The organism is Bradyrhizobium sp. Ash2021, from assembly GCF_031202265.1.
Classification (GTDB): domain Bacteria; phylum Pseudomonadota; class Alphaproteobacteria; order Rhizobiales; family Xanthobacteraceae; genus Bradyrhizobium.
Genome location: NZ_CP100604.1, coordinates 9,013,201 through 9,035,695, shown reverse-complemented (window position 1 = coordinate 9,035,695; position 22,495 = coordinate 9,013,201). Strand labels below are relative to the sequence as shown.

Genomic DNA, 22,495 nt, shown 5'->3' with positions numbered 1-22,495 from the left:
CTCAATTTCCCCGCCCGGAGATCTCCATCGCAGCCCTCGCGGCGAGTGGATCGAACTTGCCGGCGGCGATGCGCCCGTAGACGATCGCGAGGACCCATGACAGCAGATAGTTGAGCGCGATCAGCGCGAAGCCCAGATTGACCGCGCCGGCGATCTTCATGCCCATCAGGTCTTTGGCGAAACCGGCGAATACGGTCAGGCCGATATAACTGACTATGAAAATGATCGTCATCGGCACCAGATACTTCAGCTTCCCGGCGATCAACTCCTTGACCGAGGCGTGCGCAGCCTCAAGCGATGTCCCGTTGCGAGCCACGATTCCCCTCCCGCGTTTTTGTCATCAAATCGCGTCCTTCACGCTCTCGGCATCGATTATGCGATGCGCGGAAGGCGCGGGGCGATTTGCGTCCCGCATTGCAGCGGGGTTGGCCAGTCCTTGGGCGTCATTATGCGCAAAGCGGCTACTACGTCTTTACGGACGGTGTCTGAAGTGGCAAAATGAATAATAACGATGATCGATATCGTATTTTGCGATTATGGAGATCTCGGTGAACTTCGATATCGACTGCCTGCGCTCGTTTCTGGTCATCGCCGACACCATGAGCTTTTCGCGCGCGGCGGAAACCGTCGGCCGCTCCCAATCGACGATCAGCCAGCAGATCGCGAAACTCGAAACCCAGGTCGGCAAGGCGCTGCTGACGCGCCGCAAGGGCCGTGTGCTCGAACTGACCTCGGAGGGCGGCAAGCTCCTGCAGTATGCGCGAAAGATTCTGCAACTCAACGACGAGGCCTATGCCTCGATGTCCGATGACGTGCTGACCGGCTTTGTTCGTCTTGGGGTGCCGCTCGATTTCTTTGGACGCGATTTCACGACTTGGCTGGCGCGCTTCAAGAACAAGCATCCTATGGTCGGACTGGAGGTTGAGGCCAATCAGTCCGAAAACCTGATGAAGCGGAGCATGCGCGGCGAGTTCGATCTGGCCTTCTTCAAACAGGAAACCGGAGCAAAAAACGGCACCGTGGCGCTCCGTGAGCAATTGGTCTGGGTCAGCGGCCCGAATTATTCGGCTGATGACAATGAGTCAGTGCCGCTGATCCTATTTCCCGAAGGCTGCGCCTATCGCCGCTTCGCCATCGCCGCGCTGAAGGACCACAAGCGGTCCTGGCATCTCAGTTTCGTCAGCCCGAGCTTTGAATGCCTCAAGTCGGCGGCGGTGGAGGGAATGGGGATCACCGTCCTCGCCCGCGCGCTGGTCGCGCCGCCACTGCGGGTCGTCCGTCATGGCATGCGTCTGCCGCAGCTGCCAACGGTGGAATTGGTCTATTCTTACGGCCGGCGCAGCAATTCGCGAGTCGTTAGCGAGTTGGCTAATTATCTGGCCGACAGTTTAACCAGCGCCAGGTCAGGGAAAGCGGCTACGCTTGTGGTGTAGCACAGAGAAGGCGCGCTAGAATCGCAAGAACCGTCGCCCGCTCAAACAACCGATCAACGTCACAAACGCTGCCGCAAGCGGATACCAGACGACGACGAAGAGAGGACTGTCATCCGTGCAGTTCGTTGCGTAAAAGGTCGCCGCAATTCCGCTCGCGGCAAGACCGGCGATGGCTCCGGCCAAGCCAGGTCGCGTCGAGGCTCCTTTGCGCAGCGCAAGAAGAAGGCAGGCCAGCGGTCCAATCGATAGAAGCGGTATCAGTGTTAAACAATTCTGTGCATTCGTGCCCATCATCCTTGAGCCCCAAAGCGGCGGCGGTACCGTCGCGATCTCAATGAGGACGGCGGACATCAGAATTGTTGGCGAAATCGCGAGTGCCCAACCCCGAACTCCGAACGAAGCGCCGGGCTGCGCCGCCCGAAGCATTGCAGCAGTTGCGGTCAACGCGAGCGGCAGAGTTACGGCAAACTTAACTAGGAAGCGGGTGGTTCCCATTGCGAACACGATGTCGGGACGAAAACCGATGCCGCCGAAGAACATTATTCCGGCGATGATGTTTCCCACTACCAGCGCAAGCCGAATGGATTTCTCAAGCTTCCAGGGAATTACTGTGTCCGCTGTCAGGACATCGATCAACCTCTCTGTTTGCATTTAACTAAGCTCCAAAGTCTCACGTAAGCACTCGACGCGAGTTAGTGCCGCGCTCAGTACTATTCTTCTATTCGTTCTCCGGCCTAAAACGTTACGCGCTGACGATCACAAAAAATGCGCCTGTTCGCGGCCTCGCGAATGCGTCGATGTCGCGGCCGCAAGCCTTTGAGGCATTCGGGCCGAGCCATCCCACGAACGCAGCGCGCGTCGCGCAGCGTCGATTGTCGTGCAGCGTTTGAGTTACGAAGGCTGCTGGACTGGCTAATCATAGCCTGCGGCTATCGGGCCATCTCCCGCGCACGTGCGGATACAGTTCTTGATCCGGCCGTGAAGCGGATGATCGAACCGCACTAGATGCGATACGGAACGTGAATTCGCCTTAAAGCGAGCGAAAGGACTGTGCATTCAATCGCTCTCGAATTGTTAAGCCTTTTATGGGACTTTCCGAAATCTTCCCCTTGCGGAGCGTCGGTTTCCCAATGCTCAGACTTCGATCGATCGCAGTCCGTTTGATCCTCGCCATTTCGTTGACTGTCGCGGCGGCCTGCGGAATCCTCGGGACCTTTTCGGTTGTTCAGCAGCGCACGTTGACGCGGCTCGCGCTCGACCAGCAACTCAAGCTGCAGTATGACAGCGTCATCGCCGCGCTCGATTACGAAGGGCGCGCGGCGCTCGCGGTCAGCGCCGTCATCGCCAGCCTGCCACCAGTCGGCGATGCCGTCGCCAAGGGGGACCGCGACGGGCTGATGGCGCTGCTTGATGGCCCGATGAAGGCAATGAAGGCGCAAGGGCTTCCTGTTGTGAGCTTGACCCTGCCACCGGCAACAATCTTTCTGCGAGTCCACGACCCCCGGGCATTTGGCGATGACATCTCGGCGCGTCGCGTCACCATAGTGACGGCAAACAAGACCGGAAAGCCGATCGTCGGTGTCGAGGCGGGGCGCGATACGCTCATTACCTTCGGCATCACTCCGATCATGCGCGACGGCAAGAGCCTTGCGGTTGCCGATGTCGGGGCCGCTTTCGGCAAGGAATTCGTCGATCGCGCCAAAAAGCGCTTCGGCGTCGACCTCGCCGTGCATTGGTTCGACGGCAAGACCTTCCGGAAACTCTCCTCGACCTTCGGCGACACTGTGGTCGCCACATCGGACGAGCTGAGGAGCGTATTCGACGGCGGGGCGCTGCGCCGCGAAGCCAGCTTCGACGGCCATCCCGCCGCGGTTTATCTGGGGCAAATCAAGAATTATGCCGGCCAGCCGGTCGCCGTACTCGAAGTCATCAAGGATACCGCCGAATATGAGGCGGCGGCGGCAAGTTCACAGCGCAATCTAATCCTCGCCACGATCGCGATTCTCGCAGGTGCCGTTCTGCTGGCATTCCTGCTCGGGCGCGGTCTGTCGCGCCCGCTGGCTGCGATCACCGCCGTGATGAACCGCTTGTCCAGCGGCGATACCGAAGTCACGATCCCCGGCGGCGACCGAAAGGACGAGCTTGGCACTATGGCCGTGGCAGTCGACGTGTTCCGCCGTAACACGATCGAGACGCGCTCGCTGCGCGAGGCGCAGGAAGCCGCCAAGGCGCAGGCCGAACTGGAGAAGAAGGCGCTACAGAGCCAGATGGCGGACCGCTTCGAAGCCGACGTCAAGAGCGCGGTCGGCGCTGTCGCGCAAGCTACCGAGGACATGCGGCGCGTCGCCGGCGAGATCACAACAAGCGTCAACGGCACTTCGGAACGGGCCACCGCGGCCGCTGCCGCGTCCGAGGAGGCTTCGGCCAGCGTCGGCACGGTAGCCGCCGCCACCGAGGAGCTTGCCTCTTCGGTCGCCGAGATCGGTCGTCAGGTCATCCATTCCAGTGGCGTCGCCGATAACGCAGTAATCAAGACCGGGCAAACCACGGAAATGGTCGGTAGCCTGGCCGCCGCCGCGGAAAAGATCGGTGACGTGCTTCGCCTTATCGGCGCAATCGCCAGCCAGACCAATCTGCTGGCGCTCAACGCTACGATCGAGGCAGCGCGTGCAGGAGAAGCTGGGCGAGGCTTTGCCGTGGTCGCCGCCGAGGTCAAGGAGCTCGCCAGTCAGACGGCGAAGGCGACCGAGGAGATTGCTGGGCAGGTCGCCGCGATCCAATCCGCCACGGGGGATTGCGTCATCGCGATCGGTGGCATCAGCGACACCATCCGGGAAATCAGCGGCATCGCGACAACCATCGCCGCCGCCGTTGAGGAGCAGGACTCGGCGACGCGCGAAATTGCGCGAAGCGTGCAACAGGCCGCCGCCGGCACCAGCGAAGTCTCGCTCAACGTCGCCGGCGCGAGCGAGGCCGCCGGCCAATCGCGCGCGCTGGCCAACAACGTCATGGTCGCATCCGGTGAACTCAGCCAGCACGCCGCCGCATTGTTCGAAAGCGTCGACACCTTCCTGTCCGGGCTGCGCGAAGCCGCTTAGTGTCTAGTCCCGGAGTGTGGGGGAATCAGTCAAGCTGAGCCCGCATTCATGACCCAAAAGATCCCGTTGAGGACGCGACCTAGCCATTTGAGCCCTTTGAAACCTGAATCGTTCAAATTTCGCCACATTGGTTGACCGATTTCCCGACTTGCTTTTTAAAAGAATGGAACACTTCACCCGCTCCAGCTCGCGCTGGTGTGGCCTTGAAGGTTACCGGTCTGGGGCGGGATTTAAGTCTTTGCCGGTACCGCGATAAAGATGTAGCAGTGCGTCCCATACGGCGGACGCTGCGGGGGAAAGCGAACGGTCCCGGCGCCGCAGCAGCAGGATGGTTCTGCTAACCTCCGGCTTTACAAGGCGCAACGTTGCAAGGATGGTGTCATCTTTGCGAGGAGCGGCGAGCTCCGGTACGATTGCAATCCCGACTCCGGCCTCGACCATTCCGAGGACAGAACTCGGCTGAGCGAGCTCAAGAAAGACCTCCACCTGTGTCCCGGCGCTCGCAAGCGTTGTCTCGATTACCTGACGGCTTCCCGATGTATTGCTCAGCATGACAAGCCGTCGATCGGCGAGCTCCGCCCAACGCACGTTCCGATTTTTCGCCATGGGATCGTCGCGACGGCATACGAGGCAGAATGGGTCGTCCATCAGCGGTTGAACGTATAGCTCCGAACTGGCAATCTGTCCGCTTGCAATTCCAAACTCGACCTCGCCACGGCCGACCTTGCGGATCACATCGCTTGCCGCGCTGTCGTCGATGCTCAGCGAGACATTGGGCCATTTGGCCGAACAATGCGCGACACATTTCGGCATCAGGCTGCGAGCCACCGCGGGCACGCACGCCATGACGACTCGTCCCCGATGCTGTTCCCCGATATCCCGCAATTCCCGAAGCGTCGCATCGAGTTCGTCGACAAGACGGGAGCCGGTGGCAACCAGGGTTTGACCGACGGTTGTCAATTGCACTTGCCGAGTCGTGCGGTCGAGAAGCTTCAGGCCGAGCTCGTTCTCAAGCTGCCGAACCGACAGGCTCAGGGCACTTTGGGATAGACCCACGTCCTCGGCGGCGCGGGTGAAGCTTCCTCGGCGGGCGACCGAGAGAAAGGCCCGAAGCTGACGAAGTCCGATATTCATTTAAAAAACTCATGAGTTTATCCGATATTTCAATTTTACATCAGAATTGGTCCAGTCTTCAATGCTCGCCAAAGACAAACCTTAGGGGAGCGCTCATGTCCGAAACTGGCGAAGCATTGGGGAAGGGCGCGGATCGAGCCGCCGAATTGTCGTCGGAACCTGCCGGCGGTCCGCTCAGGGTGCTTGGTCGTGCCAATTCGTTCAACGTTCGCAAGGTTCTTTGGGTCTGCGACGAGATCGGTATCCCGTTCGTCCGCGAAGACTTCGGCCGCGGGTTCAAACCGACCAATACCCCGGAATTCCTGAAGCTCAATCTTACCGGTCAAGTGCCCGTGGTGATCGACGGATCGCTGGTGATGCGTGAATCCAATACCATCGTCCGTTACCTTGCGGCCAAGCACAGGGCGATCGATCTCTACCCCGACGATCTCGGACAGCGGCAAGCGATCGAACAGTGGATGGACTGGGTGGCCTACGACATTACCCACGCGTTGCGCGGCGCGTTCCTGGGTGGTCAACTCAAGGAAGCGCCGTATGACCATCCCTGGTACGTCGAGCAAGGACAGAAGGAGCTGATCCACGTCATAGGCCTCCTCGATGGGCATTTGGCTGACAACGGCCCGTATGTGATGGGCGACCATTTCACCATTGCCGATATTCCAATGGGTCTGGTCGTCAACCGCTGGTTCATGATCTCCAACCTCAAGCGACCGCACTACGCCGCCATCGCCGATTATTACGAATTGATGACCGAGCGACCCGGTTTCCGAAAGCACGGCCGCAATGGCCTTCCCTAAGGGCGGCTGGTGATCCTCGCACCTACATGCTTGAGCGCAATTCGGAGGAACCCGATGCAGCAGCTTCCTGGCCGTCATTTCCTGCAGATCCCCGGACCGACCAATACGCCGCTGCCGATCCTGGCCGCGATCGCCAAACCGACCATCGATCACCGCGGCCCAGAGTTTGCCGAACTCGGCCTTGAGGTGCTCGCAGGGATACGTTCCGTTTTTAAGACGGCCAATCCCGTCGTCATCTATCCGACGTCCGGCACCGGAGCGTGGGAGGCCGCACTGGTAAATACGCTGTCCCCCGGCGACCGCCTGCTGATGTTCGAGACCGGCTGGTTCTCGACGCTGTGGAGCAAGATGACCAAATCCCTCGGTTTCGAAGCGGACATCATCAAAGGAGACTGGCGCTCCGGCGTCGACGCCGATCTGCTCGAGGCCAGGCTCAGGGAAGATAAGGCGCACAGCTACAAGGCTGTCGCTGTCGTCCACAACGAGACATCCACCGGCGTGACGTCAAACATTGCCGCCGTGCGACGCGCGATCGATCGAGCGGGTCATCCGGCATTGCTGCTTGTCGACACCATCTCATCGCTCGGCTCCATCGACTACCGGCACGACGAATGGGGCGTCGATGTGACGGTCGGGGGCTCGCAAAAAGGACTGATGCTACCACCCGGACTTTCCTTCAACGCCATTTCGGACAAGGCGCTGGCCGCCTCCAGGACATCGCGCTTTCCTCGCGCGTTCCTGGGCTGGGAAGAGATGCTTTCGGCAAACGTCAAAGGCTTTTTCCCGTACACGCCTTCAACCAATTTGTTGCAGGGCTTGAAGGTTGCATTGGAGATGTTGCACGCCGAAGGACTGGACCAGGTTTTTGCCCGTCATGCCCGCGCAGCACAGGCGACGCGAGCCGCGGTGCGACATTGGGGTTTTGAGATCCAGTGCAGCAACGAGGCGGAATATTCCTCGACGCTCACCGCCGTGCGGCTTCCCGTGGGGCACTCCGCCGATGCGTTGCGGCACGAGATTCTCGAACGCGCCAACATGTCCCTGGGCAACGGCTTGGGCCCGCTTGCCGATCGCCTATTCCGGATCGGACACCTCGGCGACTTCAACAACCTGACGGTGACTGCCACCTTGTCCGGCATCGAGATGGGGCTGAAGGCAAGGGGGATTCCCCATTCTCCGGGTGGCGTCGATGCTGCGATGGAGGCTCTTGCCGGCAACTTGCCACCTGCAGCGCTTGCTGCGGAATAGCAGGCTGGAAGAGGGGCCTCAGCCAAGAAGGTCGGAAAGTCCAAACCGGACGTCCACAACAACAAAGTCGAAGACGTTCCGCGGAGGATACCACCATGGCGCTGATCCAGCAGGCTGAACCGGCGGCGCCGGAACAGACATCGCGACCGGCTGCGTTCAGCGCCCACGCCGTCATCACCACGATGCTCTGCATTCTGTTTGCGATCATGTATCTCGACCGCGTCAACATCTCGGCGGCAGCAGCCCCTCTCAAGGCGCATTTTCAGCTTACCAATACCCAGATGGGCCTCGCCTTCAGCGCGTTCTCATGGGCGTATCTCGCATCGGTGTTGTTTGGCGGATGGGGTGCCCGGAAATACGGTGCTCGGGCGACGCTGCTGGTATGCGTGATCATTGTCGGGACCGGCACCATTCTGACCGGGTTGATCGGCGGTCTCGCCAGCCTGTTTATGGCGCGGCTCGTGGTCGGTCTCGGCGAGGGGCCGGCGTTTCCCGCGGCGACACAGGCCATGCGCAACTGGTATCCCGCAGATCGCTTTGGATACATCCAGGGGATTACGCACAGTGCGTCGCGCCTCGGAGCGGCGATTGCTCCGCCGCTGGTCGCGACCATCATCGTGTGGTCGGATTGGCGCGTTTCTTTCATTGTATGCGGCGCGGCTGCGATTGTGTGGGCGATAGCGTGGTGGTATTACTTCCAAGATGACCCTCGCGCCCATCCGCAGGTGGATGCCAGACGCCTCGAGGGTCTCAGCGTTTCGCTACCCGATCGCCGGGCGCGGTTTCCGCTCTGGATCCTGACCAAGCGGATGTTTCCGGTCACTGTCGTCATGTTCTCCTACGGCTGGACCTATTGGGTGTTCGTTTCCTGGCTTCCGCTATATTTCGCCAACCAGCATGGCACCGACCTGAAAAACTCGGCGCTGCTCACCAGCCTGTTGTTCTTCGCCGGGTTGATCGGAAATACCGCCGGCGGAATGGCATCCGACCTGATCCTGAAGCGAACCGGCCGCAACCGGCTTGCCCGTTGCAGCGTCGTCTTCACATCGCTGATCGGCACGGCGCTGTTTCTGATTCCCTGCCTGTTCATCCACAATCTGACGGTTGTGGTGGCATTGCTTGCCGCTTCGATGTTCTTTCTCGAGCTGACGATCGCGCCGATGTATGCCATTCCGATGGACATTTCGAAGGAGTACGCCGGACTGGGCAGCGCCTACATCATCATGGGCGTTGCGCTATCGGGGATCGTTTCGCCAGTCGTGTTCGGCTGGTTGATCGATATGACCGGCAACTGGAACGTGCCGTTTGCGACCGGCGTGCTTGTCCTGTTGGCGGGCGCGGCGGTTGTCGGCGTTTTAAGGCCCGATATTCCTCTGGAAATTCCTGCTTCCCCAAAATGAGTTTGATGGATATTTGCCCGGATGCTGCCCACTATCATCCACGTCGACCGGAAATTGCAGAGACGAACTTTTTGCAGGAACCTCTGATGTTGGGAATTCCTCGCCGCTTCAGTCACTATGTCTTTGGGATCATTCAGTCAGGCCTGACCAGCTTGATTGCTGCGGGAATTGCGAGCTATCCATTTTTGGCAGCTGGAGCGTTCGTGAAACATTGGCTGCAATCGTGGGCCCTTGCCTGGGTGATGATGTTGCCGATCGTCATCTTTGCGGCACCCGTTATTCGCGGTCTGACGCATGCGCTGACGCGGGAAGAAAGACGATAGTAGCTTAAAGCGGGGCTTTTGATCGCAATTGCCTGCGTTCGCGTGGGTCAATCCGATCGGCGAAAAGACGCGAGTCGTTTTCCCGAGCTATTGCAGTGTGGTGGCGTTCTTGGAGTCTGAGTTGATCTCGTAGTACTTCGGCAACCTTGTTGACGCGATTGCCGATGGACGGAGACTGCGTGGCTGTTTGCTGACAAACTCTCTCATCGAACTGGGAGACCGCGATCCGGTCGTCTCGGAAAAGGTTATTCTCAACATGGCCAGGCTGGAAACAGCGTTTGCAGGTGCGTTGACCCGCGCCAGCGCCGCGGGCGAGATAGCCGCCGAGCGGGGCGCCAAATCCGCCGGATATCTGGTCTGCGTCGTCCAGGGTCTCAATGTCCTGGCGAACACCAAGCCGAGCCGGCAGATGCTCGAGCAAATCGTCGCGGCAACGCTTCGGGCCCTCTAGTCTAGCGAACCACGAATTGGCGTGCGGCATCTCCTCGTCACGATCTCGTCAGATACGAGGGGGCCGGACAAATTCTTCCGGTTTTATTGGCGCGTTGTCGTTTCGACCGGGCAGAGACCTTTGCCTTTGGAGCGCAGGAATATCTGCGAACAGCTACTGGCAACTACAGTCAGGTCGCAGCCTCGAATAGCAATTTGGATCGATCTAACCAGCGTGAGAAAACGAGCAAATACGGATCCGAGATTGTGTAGTCATCGCCGTGCACACAACGACGGCCATCCAACGTTTTCTTGTCGATCATTTCGAAGGCATCATCGAGCATGGCGGTAGCCTTGACCCTCATCGCGGTTGCAACAGCGTCGCCGTCGCCGTAACGGGTCGGGCGAAAGACATGGGCGAAAGTGACGTGAACCGTTGTGGCCAGATAGAGATTGAAGGCCTGCATATGGGCAAAGGCGAAGCTGTCGGCATCGCTTGTAAGTTCGGTCGCAGGAAATGTCTACGCGATGTAGCCAAGGGACTTTCGCTGAGGATACCTTTTCCAGTCTGTAGAGCAGGAACGCGTCCTTTGGGATTGATCTTTAAATATTCCGGCGAGCGTTGTCCCCCGTTCTCAGGTCAACGCGTCAGATCGTATATGGAGCTTTGGCTTCTTCCAAGGCGATATGATGCCAGAGATCATACACCGGTGAATAATAAGGCCTGAGCATAGCGATCGATTTCCTGGTTGATCAGGGCGACGGGCCAAAGATATATAACGTCGAAGCGGCTATGCATAGCTTGCCTCAATTCGCAGTTTCTAACTGAGGGGTAACATCACTTCGTTTCGGAAGCCTGGCCGTTGGGTCAAATCGGCGTACCACCTTTCCAGGTGTGGAAGCTGGGGGTGGACAATATCAAGAGTATACCAGCGATAGGCCGATGCGCCGGCGGGAATATCCGCCATCGAGAACGCGTCTCCTCCAAGATACGCCCGGTTGGATAATCTGGCATCGAGTATCCGCATAGTATTTGCGCAGTGATCTTCCGCCGCTTTCTGTATTATGGGATTTCTCTCTGCTAAGGGTGTCCGGATGAGGCCGATGAAGACCGGGCGTAGCGCCGGCCAGAGGGTGGTCGCTTGCCAGTCCATCCAGCGCTCGGCGTCAAAACGGCGATCGAGCGCGGATGGGAAAAGACTATCAACCCCGTATCTCTGCGACAAATAACGGACAATGACATTCGACTCCCAGAGCAAAAATCCATCGTCGTCTATCGTGGGCACGAGCCGGTTTGGATTCATGGCGATGTATTCGGGGTCATCCGTGCCGCCATACTCTCCGCCCATGACCAAGTGTCGGCGAGATAACCCGAGTTCTGCGCAACACCAGAGCGGAGAGTGGTCCAAGCCGCGCATCCTCGGCGTTCAGTATCAAAATTTGAAGGGCAACGATTTAGCTCAATTCGAGGTACCAGAACACACCGTAGTCATGTACCCGCCAGAATACCGGTCAGGAGATCCTCAGATTCCTTACGCTCCCAAGCAATAAGGGCCCCATGCGCTTAAGGCTGCCTCATTGAAACGCCAGGATCACATGCTGCCCTATATGGCGCGAATTACGTCAACAACCAGTTTTAGCGTCGAATCGCATTCGACGTTGAGCAATAACGGAGGCTTTCGTGGCGGGTCGGCTTCGGCCCGCTCGGCGAGCAAAGTGATGTTCGACTGGACTACATCGATTTAGAACGGAGTTAAAGAATGTCGCTACAAGATCAGCTTGATGCATTCAAGGCCGAGATCGAATCTGGACGGCCGCCCTATAACGCCACCAAGGCTGCCATTGATACGATGCATCGAGCGACCGCCGAGCTGAAGGCTTCAGGTCAGGAAGCGCGAGCTCTTAAATTAGGTGATAGGGCTCCGCACTTTACGCTGAGCGACGCCGATGGAAAGTCTATTTCGTCTGCGGAACTACTTACCAGCGGTCCCCTTATTGTGACATTCTACCGTGGCGCATGGTGTCCGTACTGCAATATGGATCTCAAAGCCTTGGAAGCTTCGCTTCCTTCCTATCACGCGAACGGGGCGTTACTCGTCGCTATCTCGCCTCAGACAGCTGCGAATAGTCGGAAGTCTATCAGAAATAATGGCCTTACCTTTCCGATTTTGAGCGACCCGGGGAATGAGACCGCGAACAAGTTCGGCTTGCGGTTCACGCTACCCGACTATCTCATCGCGCTTTACAAGGCGATGAAGAACGATCTCCCGGGGTTCAATGGCGATTCAAGCTGGAGCCTGCCTATGCCTGCTCGATACGTGGTGGGCTCAGACGGCATCATTGAGTACGCTGAAGTAAACGCCGATTACACGCAGCGTCCTGATCCTGAAGATTTGCTGCCTGCGCTAAAGCGGCTCTCTTCATAAATTAGATCTTAGAGGCAGCGCAAAGGTGTTGTCGCGACGTGCTTCCAGCCGTGCGCAATCACCTGGAGCTACGTTGGATTGCCGTGTAACCGACGGCAAGAAGGTATTCAGTGCCATGAAGATTGCCGTTGCCAAGGAAATTAATCCGTCTGAGCCGCGGGTTGCCGTTTCGCCCGATACGGTGAAAAAATACAAGGCGTTGGGCGTCGATATCGCGGTTGAGCCGGGCGCAGGCATCAAATCGGGCCTGCCGGATTCGGAATTCACCGCGGTGGGAGCCGTTGTCAGCGCCGATGCGGTGAAGGACGCCGACATCGTCATCAAGGTGAAGCGGCCGGAAGCCTCCGAGCTTGCCCAGTACAAGCGCGGCGCGCTGGTGATCGCCATCATGGATCCCTACGGCAATGAGGCCGCGCTGAAAACCATCGCGGATGCCGGCGTCTCGGCGTTCGCGATGGAATTGATGCCGCGCATCACCCGCGCCCAGGTGATGGATGTGCTGTCCAGCCAGGCGAATCTGGCCGGCTATCGCGCGGTGATCGAGGCGGCCGAAGCTTTCGGCCGCGCCTTCCCGATGATGATGACCGCGGCCGGCACCATTCCGGCCGCCAAAGTGTTCGTGATGGGCGTCGGCGTTGCCGGCCTGCAGGCGATCGCGACCGCGCGGCGGCTCGGCGCCGTCGTCACCGCGACCGACGTGCGGCCCGCGACGAAAGAGCAGGTCGAAAGTCTCGGCGCCAAATTCCTCGCGGTCGAGGACGAAGAGTTCAAGAACGCCCAGACCGCCGGCGGCTACGCCAAGGAAATGTCGAAAGAGTATCAGGCCAAGCAGGCCGCGCTCACCGCCGAACATCTCAAGAAGCAGGACATCGTGATCACGACGGCACTGATCCCGGGGCGCCCGGCGCCGAAACTCGTCAGCGGCGAGATGGTCAAGTCGATGAAGCCGGGTTCGGTGCTGGTCGATCTGGCGGTCGAGCGCGGCGGCAATGTCGAGGGCGCCAAACCCGGCGAGATCGTCGAGACCGACGGCGTCAAGATCGTCGGCTACACCAATGTCGCCGGCCGCGTCGCGGCATCGGCGTCGAGCCTGTACGCCCGCAACCTGTTTTCATTCATCGAGACCCTGATCGACAAGCCCAGCAAGGCGCTCGCGGTGAACTGGGAGGACGAACTGGTGAAAGCCACCGCGCTGACCAAGGACGGCGCCGTCATCCATCCGAATTTCCAGCCGAAGGCCTGAGGAGAGAAGCCATGGAGCATGTAGCCCAAGTCGTTGATCCCTTTACGTTCCGGCTGTCGATTTTCGTCCTCGCCGTGTTCGTCGGCTATTTCGTGGTGTGGTCGGTGACGCCGGCGCTGCATACGCCGCTGATGTCGGTGACGAATGCGATCTCCTCGGTGATCGTGGTCGGCGCGCTGCTCGCGGGCGGTGTCGGCATGGTCAGTGGCGGCAGCGGCTGGGCGCGCGGCTTTGGCTTCGTCGCGCTGATCTTCGCCAGCGTGAATATCTTCGGCGGCTTCCTTGTCACCCAGCGCATGCTGGCGATGTACAAGAAGAAGGCCAAGTGAGCGGCGTGCACCTCGGGGTGACGAAGATAAAGGGGGACCTGAGATGAACGCCAATCTGGCTGCAGTTTTGTATCTCGTGGCGGGTGTGTTGTTCATCCTGTCGCTGCGCGGGCTGTCCAGTCCGGCCTCATCCCGGCAGGGCAATTTCTTCGGCATGATCGGCATGGTGATCGCGATCGCGACCACGCTGGCCAGCCATCCGCCGGCGGACGGTCTCGCCTGGCTGTTGGTCGTGCTCGGCATTGCGATCGGCGGCAGCATCGGTGCGGTGATTGCGCGCCGGGTGCCGATGACCTCGATGCCGGAACTCGTCGCCGCGTTCCATTCGCTGGTTGGCATGGCCGCGGTGCTGGTCGCCGCCGGTGCCTTCTATGCTCCGGAAGCCTTCGACATCGGCACCCCCGGCAACATTCATGCGCAGAGCCTGGTCGAAATGTCGCTCGGCGTCGCCATCGGCGCGCTGACCTTCACCGGCTCGGTGATCGCGTTCCTGAAACTGTCGGCCCGCATGAGCGGCGCGCCGATCATCCTGCCCGGACGCCACATCATCAACATCGCCCTGGCCCTGGCCCTGGTGTTCTTCATCGTCGGCCTCGTGCTCTCCGGCAGCGCGCTCGACTTCTGGCTGATCACGATCATCGCGCTGGCGCTCGGCGTGCTCATGATCATCCCGATCGGCGGCGCCGACATGCCGGTCGTGATCTCGATGCTGAACTCCTATTCCGGCTGGGCCGCGGCCGGCATCGGCTTCACGCTCGGCAATTCGGCGCTGATCATCACCGGCGCGCTGGTCGGCTCCTCCGGCGCGATCCTGTCCTACATCATGTGCCACGCGATGAACCGTTCCTTCATCTCGGTCATCCTCGGTGGCTTCGGCGGCGAGACGGCGGCAGCCGGCGGCGGTGGCGGCGAACAGAAGCCGGCGAAGCTCGGCTCCGCCGACGACGCCGCCTTCATCATGAAGAACGCCTCCAAGGTCATCATCGTGCCCGGTTACGGCATGGCGGTGGCGCAGGCCCAGCATGCGCTGCGCGAAATGGCCGACACGCTGAAGAAGGAAGGCGTCGAGGTGAAGTACGCGATTCACCCGGTCGCGGGCCGCATGCCCGGCCATATGAACGTGCTGCTCGCCGAGGCCAACGTGCCCTATGACGAGGTGTTCGAGCTCGAGGACATCAACTCCGAATTCGCCCAGGCCGACATTGCCTTCGTGATCGGCGCCAACGACGTCACCAACCCGGCCGCCGAGGACGACAAGACCTCGCCGATCTACGGCATGCCGGTACTGCAGGTGTGGAAGGCCGGCACCGTGATGTTCATCAAACGCTCGCTGGCCTCGGGCTATGCCGGCATCGACAATCCGCTGTTCTATCGCGACAACACCATGATGCTGCTCGGCGACGCCAAGAAGGTCACCGAGAACATCGTCAAGGCGATGTAAAACCAGCGTTCAATCGATACGCAGAAGTCGATCCCGATCGTGAACGATGATGCCATCAACGGTGCGCGAAACATAGAGCGGGCTGATAAACTCGTGCAGCTCGTCGCGGCGCAGAAAGGCATAAGTCATTTTCGGTCATTGACAGCATCGTAGCGCAGATGGACCGACGGCTGGAAGCGAACCGCAACACGCCGGTGATGCCCGCCGCCTGAATCGAATCCAGATGGAAAGATCGTTCCCCGTGCTTCCAATCCCGCCCGGATTTGCAATAAGGCCGACTTGCAACCACCGATCCGGACACCAGGCTCTATCGCAAAATTGATGGCCGTGGCGCCGAGTTCTCCTTCACGGGGGCATATCCTGATGGAGAGACCGAACTCACCCATGCTTCCGAGCACCGTTGAACGCGATGCGGCCCTTGCGATGACCGTCGTTCTCCCGGTTCCAACCGCGTCACGCTTGGCGGCGACGAGGCTTTGACTTGACGGATTTTGTCGGCGAACTCAGGGAACCCAACATGACCCAGTATATCGCTGTCAATGCGCATTTCGCCAAAACCGGCAAAACACGCAAGACGGTGATCGACGGCCGCACCACGCGCCATCCCGGTTACGCAACCAGTCAACCGCATCCGCAAGCGGACCGCAGAAGGCTTCAGCTACACCGAAACCGCGGCGCACCTTCAAGGCACCGCGGAACGATGAAGGACCGAGACCGCTTTCGTGAAATTCTGCGGCGCCATATCGATGGCGCCACATGATTGACAGCGTTCTTCAGCCGCGGAAAAGATGGGTAGCATGGGTGATCGCCCCACCAGCGCGGATCGCGGCGGCAACCAAGGCGGCTTCCGACAACTGCGCGTCGTTGACCCCAGCCTCGCGAGCCGCCTTTGTGTGGATCTCGATGCAATACGGGCATTGGGTGGTTAACGCGACTGCAACGGCAATCACCTGTTTTTGCTGCGCAGTGAGCGCCCCATCGGCAAAAGTCGCCTTGTCGAATGCCCAGAACGCCTTCATAGCGTTCGACGCGTTTTCGTCCAGCTTCGCTAAATTGTTAAGATTTTCCATGTCGAACATTCGACTTCTCCAGGTTGATAAAAATGTATGCTCGATGCATATATTATGGCGATACCGAATCCAACCATAAATGGCAATAGACTATGAGCGATCCTTCAGACCGTCTTATCAATCTATTTGGCGCGCTTGCACTAGGCGTCGCTGACCGCGTGCGTTGGGCTGCGCTGGGTGGGGTAGCCCTGGGTGGCGAGACTACTGCGGCTCTAGTCGTGATCGGCCACGCCCCCGACTTGTCAATCGATCAGTTGCGTCGAGTGCTCCGGCTTTCGCACCCCGGTACGGTCAGGCTTTTGAACCGCTTAACAAGCGCGGGTCTCGCGGTTCGGAGCGTAGCATCACATGACCGCCGAGTTGTGGTAATCAAGCTTACCGAAACTGGTCATATGCGCCGAAGTGCGCTTCTCGAACGCCGCCGAACGGCACTGGAGGCGGTCTTGCAAGAGATTTCGCCTCAAGATCGTTCGGTCCTGGAACGCTTTATCGAAGCAATGCTTCGAAGCTTGCCGAGCGACGCGACTTCGGCACTAACGGTCTGTCGTTTCTGCAACGATCGACAGTGTCCCAACTGTCCAATGAATGCTTTCGGCGCAATCCGCTAGCTAGAGTTTGCGCAGGCATTTCAGAAAAATTAATGAGTTTCGACCCTAGCACTACTTTGACAGATTTTGGCGACTGATTGGCGAAACTGGATTCCCGAATCAGATTTTCAATGATTCATGGGTGGTCGGCTTTTGGAGGGCCGACCATGGTGGACACGAAGTCGAAGTGGGAAGACGAGCTTGGGCGCAGGCTCAAGCCATTCCTGGATCGTTTAGGTCACAAGGCGCGGCGGCGGATGTGTCCGCTTTATATCTCAGTATTAATTGGACCGGGCGATCGCAAGAGCGTCCAGCCAATGGCGGCGCGGCTGGCACCGGGCGGGTTTGACCAGTTGCACCATTTCATTGCTGATGGCGTTTGGGATGCAGCGCCATTGGAGGCGGAATTGCTGGTTCAGGCCGATCGCCTGGTCGGCGGCAAGGATGCGGTGCTGGTCATCGACGACACGGCGATGCCGAAGAAGGGCGATCGTTCGGTTGGTGTCGCTCCACAATATGCCTCGTCTCTCGGCAAGACGGCCAATTGCCAAACATTGGTGTCGCTGACGCTTGCGCGGGGTGAAGTGCCGGTCATGGTGGCATTACGTCTCTTCGTTCCCGAGAGTTGAACGAGTAATCCGGTGCGTTTGAAGCGTGCGGGCGTTCCAGTCGAGCATCGCGCAGCGCGGACCAAGCCAGAGATCGCCTTGGCGGAGATCGACCGCGTCATCGCCTCCGGCGTGCGTTTCGGCTGTGTGCTTGCCGATTCAGGGTACGGCTGCAGCGGGCCTTTCCGTCAGGCTTTGAGCGAGCGCGGTCTGCTGTGGGCGGTGGGTCTGTCGCGGCGCCAGAACGTCTATCACGCCGACATTGCCCTGATCTTCCCCATCGCGAAGATCGGCAAGCCCCGCAAATACCACATCCCTGATCAGCCACCGGTCTCTGCTGAAGCGTTATTAGCCGAAAGCAAATGGCAAAGGGTCAGTTGGCGGCGGGGCACCAAAGGTCGGCTGACATGTCTCTTCACGGCCCGCCGTGTCCGCGTTGCGGATGGCCATAAGCACCGGATGCTTCTCGCGACGGCTTCGTCCGTTCCTGGCAGATATTGTTGCAAAAGTCTTTTTGGGTTGCTGATCGAAAATTCCAGGAGCCCCTGATGCGTCTTAAACGCGGCGACGAGAGGACAATATCACTTTCTGCACGACGAATCGGCAAGATCGACGAAGTTCAGAACCTCTCCGAACATCATCAAGCTCCCGGTCGTCGGATGACGTATTGACGTTTTATCTGCACCAGGACGTAACTGTCGAGCAGGACTGGGTTGAGATCGTTGAAGAGATCGAGAATCGCTATCGCCGTCTCGACGTGCTCATTTCCAATGCCGGGATCAGTATCGGCGCGCAGAGCATTGTCGAAATGACGCTTTCTGATTGTACGAGGTAAGGTGTTCGCTCGTTCCATCGACAAGATGGATTTCGACGTCCGGAAACGTGCGGCGGTGCTCCATCAGCGTAGCCCTGAGATTGCCAGCCGAAAGCGACGCATGAACGCCGATGGTTAGGCGGCCGCTCTCACCTCTCGACCGGGTTTTCAGGCGGGAGACCATGAGCTCGGTGTCTTCGATGATCCGTCGGGCTGCCTCAAGGAATTCTTGGCCAGCCGGGGTAAGCCGGGTGCCGCCGTTCGTGCGTTCGATCGCCATTTTCCACAACAGCTTCTACGCCCCGCCGTCGAGCAGCGCCTTGAAATCGGCGCGGGCGCGTTGTGCCTCGCGCTTGGCGGTTTCCGAGGCTTCGCCGAGGCCGAAATAGCCGTGGATCAGGCCGGCGCCTTCGTAATATTTCGTCGCGACGCCGGCGGCGGCGAGTGCGTCGGCGTAGGCCTTGCCCTCGTCGCGCAACGGATCGAACCACGCCGTGCAGACGATCGCGGGCGCGAGACCGGCGAGATTTTTTGCGCGTAACGGCGAGACGCGCCAGTCGGTGCCCTGGCCGGTATGGCTAAGATAATGGCCGGCGAACCATTGCATCACCGCGCGCGACAGGAAATAACCCTCGGCGTTTTCCACGCGCGAGGGGAAGCGCGCATTCTGTTCGCGGTCCGCGTAATTGCCGGCGACGTCGGTGACGGGGTAGACCAGCAATTGCGCCGCGAGCCTGATGCCGGCGTCGCGGCAGGCGATCGCGGCCGCAGCGGCCAGATTGCCGCCCGCGCTGTCGCCGGCGACGCCGACGCGCGCGGCGTCGCCGCCGAACTCGGCGATGCGCCCGATGATGTCCTTGACGGCGGCAAAGGCGTCCTCGAAGGCGCCGGGAAAGCGCGTCTCCGGCGGCCGCCGGTAGTCGACGGAGATCACGACGGCGCCGGTCTCGATCGCGAGCTGCCGCGCCTGCCGGTCATGGGTTTCGAGATCGCCGGCGACCCAGCCGCCGCCGTGGAAAAATACCACCGTCGGCGATTTTCCGTCGGTGTTCCGGTAGACCCGCGCGGCGAGCGGACCGGCCGCGCCCTGCACGCTGGTATCGTTGGCGCTCCTCACCGGTGGCGGCGGTATCGCTGCGCGCGCCGCGGCGAGTGCGCGTAACGCATCGCGCGCGCTCTGCGGCGTCATTGTCGCGGGATCGCGTAGCGGCAGCAGCGGAATGATTTCGGCGATGACGGGATCGAGCGGCGTGATCATGCGGGTCCTCACAAAGGAAACGGCGACACAATAGGGGCCGCGCGCGGCCCCTGCAATTGCAGCCTGCCGGTGGCCGGCGTATGGCGCGAAACGACGCAGGGCGATCACAGGTGTGTCACACCTGAAGAAAGGACCGTCGCGGCAGCCCAAAATCAGGCGGTTCGGGACCGGAATTGAATTCACCGACTCGACGGAATTCCTACCCCAGCTAGAGGCGTTCGGAAAAACTGCGCGGACGGGCGCGGTGGAGATCGTCCGGGGAACGTCGAAGCGGACATTCGGCGAATTGCTCAAGCCGGGTAGGTGCCATGTGCGGAAGTGAAGCCCTCCCTAAGCCGCACCTAAGTCGCTCCAGCCAAGTCGTCTCTCCATCGCGGTGGAAAATCCGGCGATGTCTTGGAACAGGAGAATTACAATGACGATGCAAACGAGTGTGGATCGATTTCACCGATGCGAAGCAGTTGGCGGAAATCCTGAGATCGGCTTCGAATCTCTTGTGCCGGTGCTTATGATGTCGTCTATCGGGCTAACGCTTAGTCTCCTGATAATAACTCTCATGGCGAGTTAATTCAGCGAAGTTCGCCGCTCCGGATTGCGTTCCATATCCGTGAAAACGCGCTAACGGCCCTCACGGCGAATTGACTCGATGGTGGACTCGTAATGTTGGCGGACCTTCATGACGCTTCACCGAATGGTGAGATCTCGCACGATCGATTTATGCGCAGCCGACCATGGAAAGGTCATCTGCCGGCGCCTATCTCTTGTGCGTGGGAGGTCCGCCATTCCTGGCCGTTGGTCCGATGGATAAAAACGCACAGTTTCATCGGTCATTCCGATGGTGATCCTACCCAGTATTCAACAACTCCGCTTCCTGTGCGCGCTGGCTGAGCAATGCCATTTCGGCCGTGCTGCGGAAAGTTGTGCGGTCACGCAATCGACACTGAGCGGAGGGATCAAGGAGCTCGAGGCACGGCTGGGCGTTACGCTGTTTGAGCGCAGCCATCGCCACGTGATGCTGACACCCGTTGGGAAAGAGATCGCGACCCGCGCCCAGCGTCTGCTGGTCGACGCCGAGGAACTGGTCGGGTGGGCCCGTAACGCGCAGGAGCCATTGTCCGGGCCGCTCCGGTTCGGGATAATCCCGACAGTCGGGCCCTATGTCCTGCCTTCGCTGCTGCCGCATCTAGGCACTGCGCTGCCGAAGCTCAAACTGTACGTGCGGGAGGCTCCGACTGCAGCCCTATTGGACAAGCTCGCGGGCGGAGAGCTCGACATTTTGCTGGTAGCCATTCCTTACGAACTTGGCGATGTCGAGGCTATGGAAATCACGGAAGATCCAATCGTCGTAGCGATGCCGCGCAGCCATCCTCTTCGCCATCACAAAGTGGTAAGCCGTGATGATCTGGCGCGTGAGCAGTTGCTGCTGATCGAGGACGGGCATTGCCTGCGCAGCCATTCGCTGCAGGCATGTCGGATCGTGGATCCGGTTCGCAATGAGATCTTCCAGGCGACCAGCCTGCGAACGCTTGTCCAGATGGTGGGCGCAGAGCTTGGCATCACACTAATGCCCCAGATCGCGGTGGATTCGGAACTCGCTTCAACACGCAATGTCGTGATCCGCCCGCTCTCTCCGGACAAGCCGTTCCGCACTCTGGTCCTGGCCTGGCGGCCGACAACCTCGCGCGGCGCCGAATTCAGGATGCTCGGAAATCTTATCCGAGAGTGTCTGACCGGTACCAAGAGAACGTTTGCGCCTGACCATTACATTGAAGCACTGGCAGCGCGCTGAGCCGCGCGCCAGGTCGGCATTCATTGTGGCGATGCCTGCTGGCCCGGCGCCATCGGCTGCTCCGATCAATGCCTTCGAAATTTCCCGTTAGCGATTGGGAGCCAGGCGACCATATCTGGCCTTGGGCAAGAACTGATCACTAATGGTTCTGGCCATTGAAAGGAAAATGTCATGACTGGACGAAGAACGATGATGGTATTGGCAACCGCCTTGCTGGCCGGGTCACTGCTTGCGACGGGTGCGCAGGCGCGCGGCGGTGGTGGTGGTGGCGGACACGGGGGCGGCGGCGGTTTCAGCGCAGGTTCCATGGGTGGCTTCGGCGGAGGTCATGTTGGTGGCTTTGACGGAGGTCACATGGCTGGCATCGGCGGAACTCGCACGGCGGGCATGGGCCGAGATCACTATGGCGATGGAAGGCGTGGTTTCGGCGGCTATTACGACTACGGCAGCTGTCCGTATGGCACGTCATACGACTGGCCCTACACCTGCACCTACTGAGTGGTGATCCGGCAAGGAAGTTGCCGGCGCGCGGCTTTCGAAATCCTAAGGGCCTCACCTGGAGAACTGGCGAAGCGCGGAAAGCCAGCTCTCTCAGGTGAGCCACCACCTGAACTCACACGCCATCTTCTCGCCGACTGGCGAATGACAACGTTTTTATAAATGGATGCGTGACCCAGGCTCGCGTTCCAATGCCGCGATGCGCATTTTCCCGGTGATCGGCAATTCTGCAACTGCAAGGAAACAGAGCCATGACAAGCAAAATCAAGAAAGGTCAGCGTATCGGCCGCAATCCGAAGATCGATACCGAGGCGCCGAATTCTCCGCGTCGCGTAATCGTGTTCACGCCGTCCGCTATTCTGAAGCAACGAATCAATGGCCACAGCCGCGGTCGCGTTGCCTGAGTAGCTGCGATGTTCTTTTAGCGCCGTTTGGTTCATGACGATCGTTTCGCATCCGGACGCTCGGATTACCGACAGGTAGCGCCTTCGACAGATCTTCGACCGAGGCGAAAAAGCCCAACCGCGCAACACCACCGTAGTCGGCAACTGCCGCTGATGATCAAGCGGT

General features: G+C 59.7%; 25 protein-coding genes and 2 pseudogenes. 18 read left to right on the top strand and 9 right to left on the bottom strand.

The window, feature by feature from the left end:
* Position 1 precedes the first annotated feature (1 nt).
* The gene (locus tag NL528_RS43410) at positions 2 to 316 is read right to left on the bottom strand and encodes a DUF485 domain-containing protein (RefSeq protein ID WP_309177856.1); all 315 of its coding nucleotides are present in this window, start codon (positions 314 to 316) and stop codon (positions 2 to 4) included.
* Positions 317 to 548: 232 nt separating this feature from the next.
* Between NL528_RS43410 and NL528_RS43405 the strand changes: the two genes are divergently transcribed.
* The gene (locus tag NL528_RS43405; protein ID WP_309180463.1) at positions 549 to 1,433 is read left to right on the top strand and encodes a LysR substrate-binding domain-containing protein; all 885 of its coding nucleotides are present in this window, start codon (positions 549 to 551) and stop codon (positions 1,431 to 1,433) included.
* A gap of 15 nt (positions 1,434 to 1,448) precedes the next feature.
* On the opposite strand, the gene NL528_RS43400 is transcribed toward NL528_RS43405, so the two are convergent.
* Positions 1,449 to 2,084: an NrsF family protein gene (locus NL528_RS43400; RefSeq protein WP_309180462.1), complete on the bottom strand. Its 636-nt coding sequence runs from the start codon at positions 2,082 to 2,084 to the stop codon at positions 1,449 to 1,451.
* A gap of 479 nt (positions 2,085 to 2,563) precedes the next feature.
* On the opposite strand from NL528_RS43400, the gene NL528_RS43395 reads away from it, so the two are divergent.
* The gene (locus tag NL528_RS43395; protein ID WP_309180461.1) at positions 2,564 to 4,531 is read left to right on the top strand and encodes a methyl-accepting chemotaxis protein; all 1,968 of its coding nucleotides are present in this window, start codon (positions 2,564 to 2,566) and stop codon (positions 4,529 to 4,531) included.
* Between the two features lie 210 nt (positions 4,532 to 4,741).
* Here the strand turns inward: NL528_RS43395 and NL528_RS43390 are convergent, their stop codons facing one another.
* Positions 4,742 to 5,665 carry a LysR family transcriptional regulator gene (locus tag NL528_RS43390; protein ID WP_309180460.1) on the bottom strand — a complete coding sequence of 308 codons (924 nt, stop codon included), beginning with the start codon at positions 5,663 to 5,665 and terminating at the stop codon, positions 4,742 to 4,744.
* A 95-nt stretch (positions 5,666 to 5,760) separates the two neighbouring features.
* On the opposite strand from NL528_RS43390, the gene NL528_RS43385 reads away from it, so the two are divergent.
* The 5 genes from NL528_RS43385 to NL528_RS43365 all read left to right on the top strand — a co-directional run bounded on the left by NL528_RS43385 (position 5,761) and on the right by NL528_RS43365 (position 9,884).
* Positions 5,761 to 6,462, top strand: a complete 702-nt coding sequence (locus NL528_RS43385; RefSeq protein ID WP_309180459.1) for a glutathione S-transferase family protein — start codon at positions 5,761 to 5,763, stop codon at positions 6,460 to 6,462.
* Positions 6,463 to 6,516: 54 nt separating this feature from the next.
* Positions 6,517 to 7,710, top strand: a complete 1,194-nt coding sequence (locus NL528_RS43380; RefSeq protein ID WP_309180458.1) for an aminotransferase class V-fold PLP-dependent enzyme — start codon at positions 6,517 to 6,519, stop codon at positions 7,708 to 7,710.
* Positions 7,711 to 7,805: 95 nt separating this feature from the next.
* Positions 7,806 to 9,110, top strand: a complete 1,305-nt coding sequence (locus NL528_RS43375) for an MFS transporter (RefSeq protein ID WP_309180457.1) — start codon at positions 7,806 to 7,808, stop codon at positions 9,108 to 9,110.
* Positions 9,111 to 9,196: 86 nt separating this feature from the next.
* Positions 9,197 to 9,433, top strand: coding sequence for a DUF2798 domain-containing protein (locus NL528_RS43370; protein WP_309185255.1), 237 nt, complete (start codon positions 9,197 to 9,199; stop codon positions 9,431 to 9,433).
* Positions 9,434 to 9,620: 187 nt separating this feature from the next.
* Entirely contained in the window at positions 9,621 to 9,884 is a 264-nt protein-coding gene (locus NL528_RS43365) for a hypothetical protein (RefSeq protein ID WP_309180456.1), read from the top strand.
* Positions 9,885 to 10,053: 169 nt separating this feature from the next.
* Here NL528_RS43365 and NL528_RS43360 read toward each other — a convergent pair whose 3' ends face one another.
* The 3 genes from NL528_RS43360 to NL528_RS43355 all read right to left on the bottom strand — a co-directional run bounded on the left by NL528_RS43360 (position 10,054) and on the right by NL528_RS43355 (position 11,280).
* Entirely contained in the window at positions 10,054 to 10,329 is a 276-nt protein-coding gene (locus NL528_RS43360; RefSeq protein WP_309180455.1) for a hypothetical protein, read from the bottom strand.
* Complete coding sequence (locus NL528_RS47420; protein ID WP_375144112.1) at positions 10,224 to 10,463, bottom strand: hypothetical protein; 240 nt, start codon at positions 10,461 to 10,463, stop codon at positions 10,224 to 10,226. Before NL528_RS47420 ends, NL528_RS43360 begins: the two co-directional genes overlap by 106 nt.
* Positions 10,464 to 10,683: 220 nt before the next feature.
* Positions 10,684 to 11,280, bottom strand: a complete 597-nt coding sequence (locus NL528_RS43355) for a glutathione S-transferase N-terminal domain-containing protein (RefSeq protein WP_309180454.1) — start codon at positions 11,278 to 11,280, stop codon at positions 10,684 to 10,686.
* A gap of 342 nt (positions 11,281 to 11,622) precedes the next feature.
* Here NL528_RS43355 and NL528_RS43350 point away from each other — a divergent pair, with 342 nt between their 5' ends.
* The 4 genes from NL528_RS43350 (at position 11,623) to NL528_RS43335 (ending at position 15,301) form a co-directional block, all read left to right on the top strand.
* The gene (locus NL528_RS43350) at positions 11,623 to 12,288 is read left to right on the top strand and encodes a peroxiredoxin-like family protein (RefSeq protein ID WP_309180453.1); all 666 of its coding nucleotides are present in this window, start codon (positions 11,623 to 11,625) and stop codon (positions 12,286 to 12,288) included.
* Between the two features lie 115 nt (positions 12,289 to 12,403).
* Positions 12,404 to 13,531: a Re/Si-specific NAD(P)(+) transhydrogenase subunit alpha gene (locus NL528_RS43345; protein WP_309180452.1), complete on the top strand. Its 1,128-nt coding sequence runs from the start codon at positions 12,404 to 12,406 to the stop codon at positions 13,529 to 13,531.
* An 11-nt stretch (positions 13,532 to 13,542) separates the two neighbouring features.
* Positions 13,543 to 13,860, top strand: coding sequence for a proton-translocating transhydrogenase family protein (locus tag NL528_RS43340; protein WP_309180451.1), 318 nt, complete (start codon positions 13,543 to 13,545; stop codon positions 13,858 to 13,860).
* A gap of 43 nt (positions 13,861 to 13,903) precedes the next feature.
* Entirely contained in the window at positions 13,904 to 15,301 is a 1,398-nt protein-coding gene (locus NL528_RS43335) for an NAD(P)(+) transhydrogenase (Re/Si-specific) subunit beta (protein ID WP_309179823.1), read from the top strand.
* Between the two features lie 125 nt (positions 15,302 to 15,426).
* On the opposite strand, the gene NL528_RS43330 is transcribed toward NL528_RS43335, so the two are convergent.
* The gene (locus NL528_RS43330) at positions 15,427 to 15,687 is read right to left on the bottom strand and encodes a hypothetical protein (RefSeq protein WP_309185357.1); all 261 of its coding nucleotides are present in this window, start codon (positions 15,685 to 15,687) and stop codon (positions 15,427 to 15,429) included.
* Between the two features lie 131 nt (positions 15,688 to 15,818).
* On the opposite strand from NL528_RS43330, the gene NL528_RS43325 reads away from it, so the two are divergent.
* Complete coding sequence (locus NL528_RS43325; protein WP_309180450.1) at positions 15,819 to 16,061, top strand: hypothetical protein; 243 nt, start codon at positions 15,819 to 15,821, stop codon at positions 16,059 to 16,061.
* A 13-nt stretch (positions 16,062 to 16,074) separates the two neighbouring features.
* Here the strand turns inward: NL528_RS43325 and NL528_RS43320 are convergent, their stop codons facing one another.
* A complete protein-coding gene (locus NL528_RS43320) occupies positions 16,075 to 16,380 on the bottom strand; it encodes a carboxymuconolactone decarboxylase family protein (protein ID WP_309180449.1) in 306 nt (101 codons plus the stop codon).
* 83 nt (positions 16,381 to 16,463) lie between these two features.
* On the opposite strand from NL528_RS43320, the gene NL528_RS43315 reads away from it, so the two are divergent.
* The 3 genes and pseudogenes from NL528_RS43315 (at position 16,464) to NL528_RS43305 (ending at position 18,401) form a co-directional block, all read left to right on the top strand.
* Positions 16,464 to 16,979 carry a MarR family transcriptional regulator gene (locus NL528_RS43315; protein WP_309180448.1) on the top strand — a complete coding sequence of 172 codons (516 nt, stop codon included), beginning with the start codon at positions 16,464 to 16,466 and terminating at the stop codon, positions 16,977 to 16,979.
* 146 nt (positions 16,980 to 17,125) lie between these two features.
* Positions 17,126 to 18,058, top strand: a pseudogene (locus NL528_RS43310) (IS701 family transposase); the annotation flags it as partial.
* A gap of 88 nt (positions 18,059 to 18,146) precedes the next feature.
* The gene (locus tag NL528_RS43305) at positions 18,147 to 18,401 is read left to right on the top strand and encodes an SDR family NAD(P)-dependent oxidoreductase (RefSeq protein WP_309185253.1); all 255 of its coding nucleotides are present in this window, start codon (positions 18,147 to 18,149) and stop codon (positions 18,399 to 18,401) included.
* A 274-nt stretch (positions 18,402 to 18,675) separates the two neighbouring features.
* Here the strand turns inward: NL528_RS43305 and NL528_RS43300 are convergent, their stop codons facing one another.
* Positions 18,676 to 19,638: an alpha/beta hydrolase gene (locus NL528_RS43300; protein WP_309180447.1), complete on the bottom strand. Its 963-nt coding sequence runs from the start codon at positions 19,636 to 19,638 to the stop codon at positions 18,676 to 18,678.
* Between the two features lie 835 nt (positions 19,639 to 20,473).
* Between NL528_RS43300 and NL528_RS43295 the strand changes: the two genes are divergently transcribed.
* The 3 genes and pseudogenes from NL528_RS43295 to NL528_RS43285 form a co-directional block, all read left to right on the top strand.
* Positions 20,474 to 21,427, top strand: a complete 954-nt coding sequence (locus tag NL528_RS43295; RefSeq protein ID WP_309180446.1) for a hydrogen peroxide-inducible genes activator — start codon at positions 20,474 to 20,476, stop codon at positions 21,425 to 21,427.
* Between the two features lie 171 nt (positions 21,428 to 21,598).
* Positions 21,599 to 21,925, top strand: a complete 327-nt coding sequence (locus NL528_RS43290) for a hypothetical protein (RefSeq protein WP_309180445.1) — start codon at positions 21,599 to 21,601, stop codon at positions 21,923 to 21,925.
* A 266-nt stretch (positions 21,926 to 22,191) separates the two neighbouring features.
* Positions 22,192 to 22,329: pseudogene (locus NL528_RS43285) on the top strand (integration host factor subunit alpha); the annotation flags it as partial.
* Between the last annotated feature and the right edge of the window lie 166 nt (positions 22,330 to 22,495).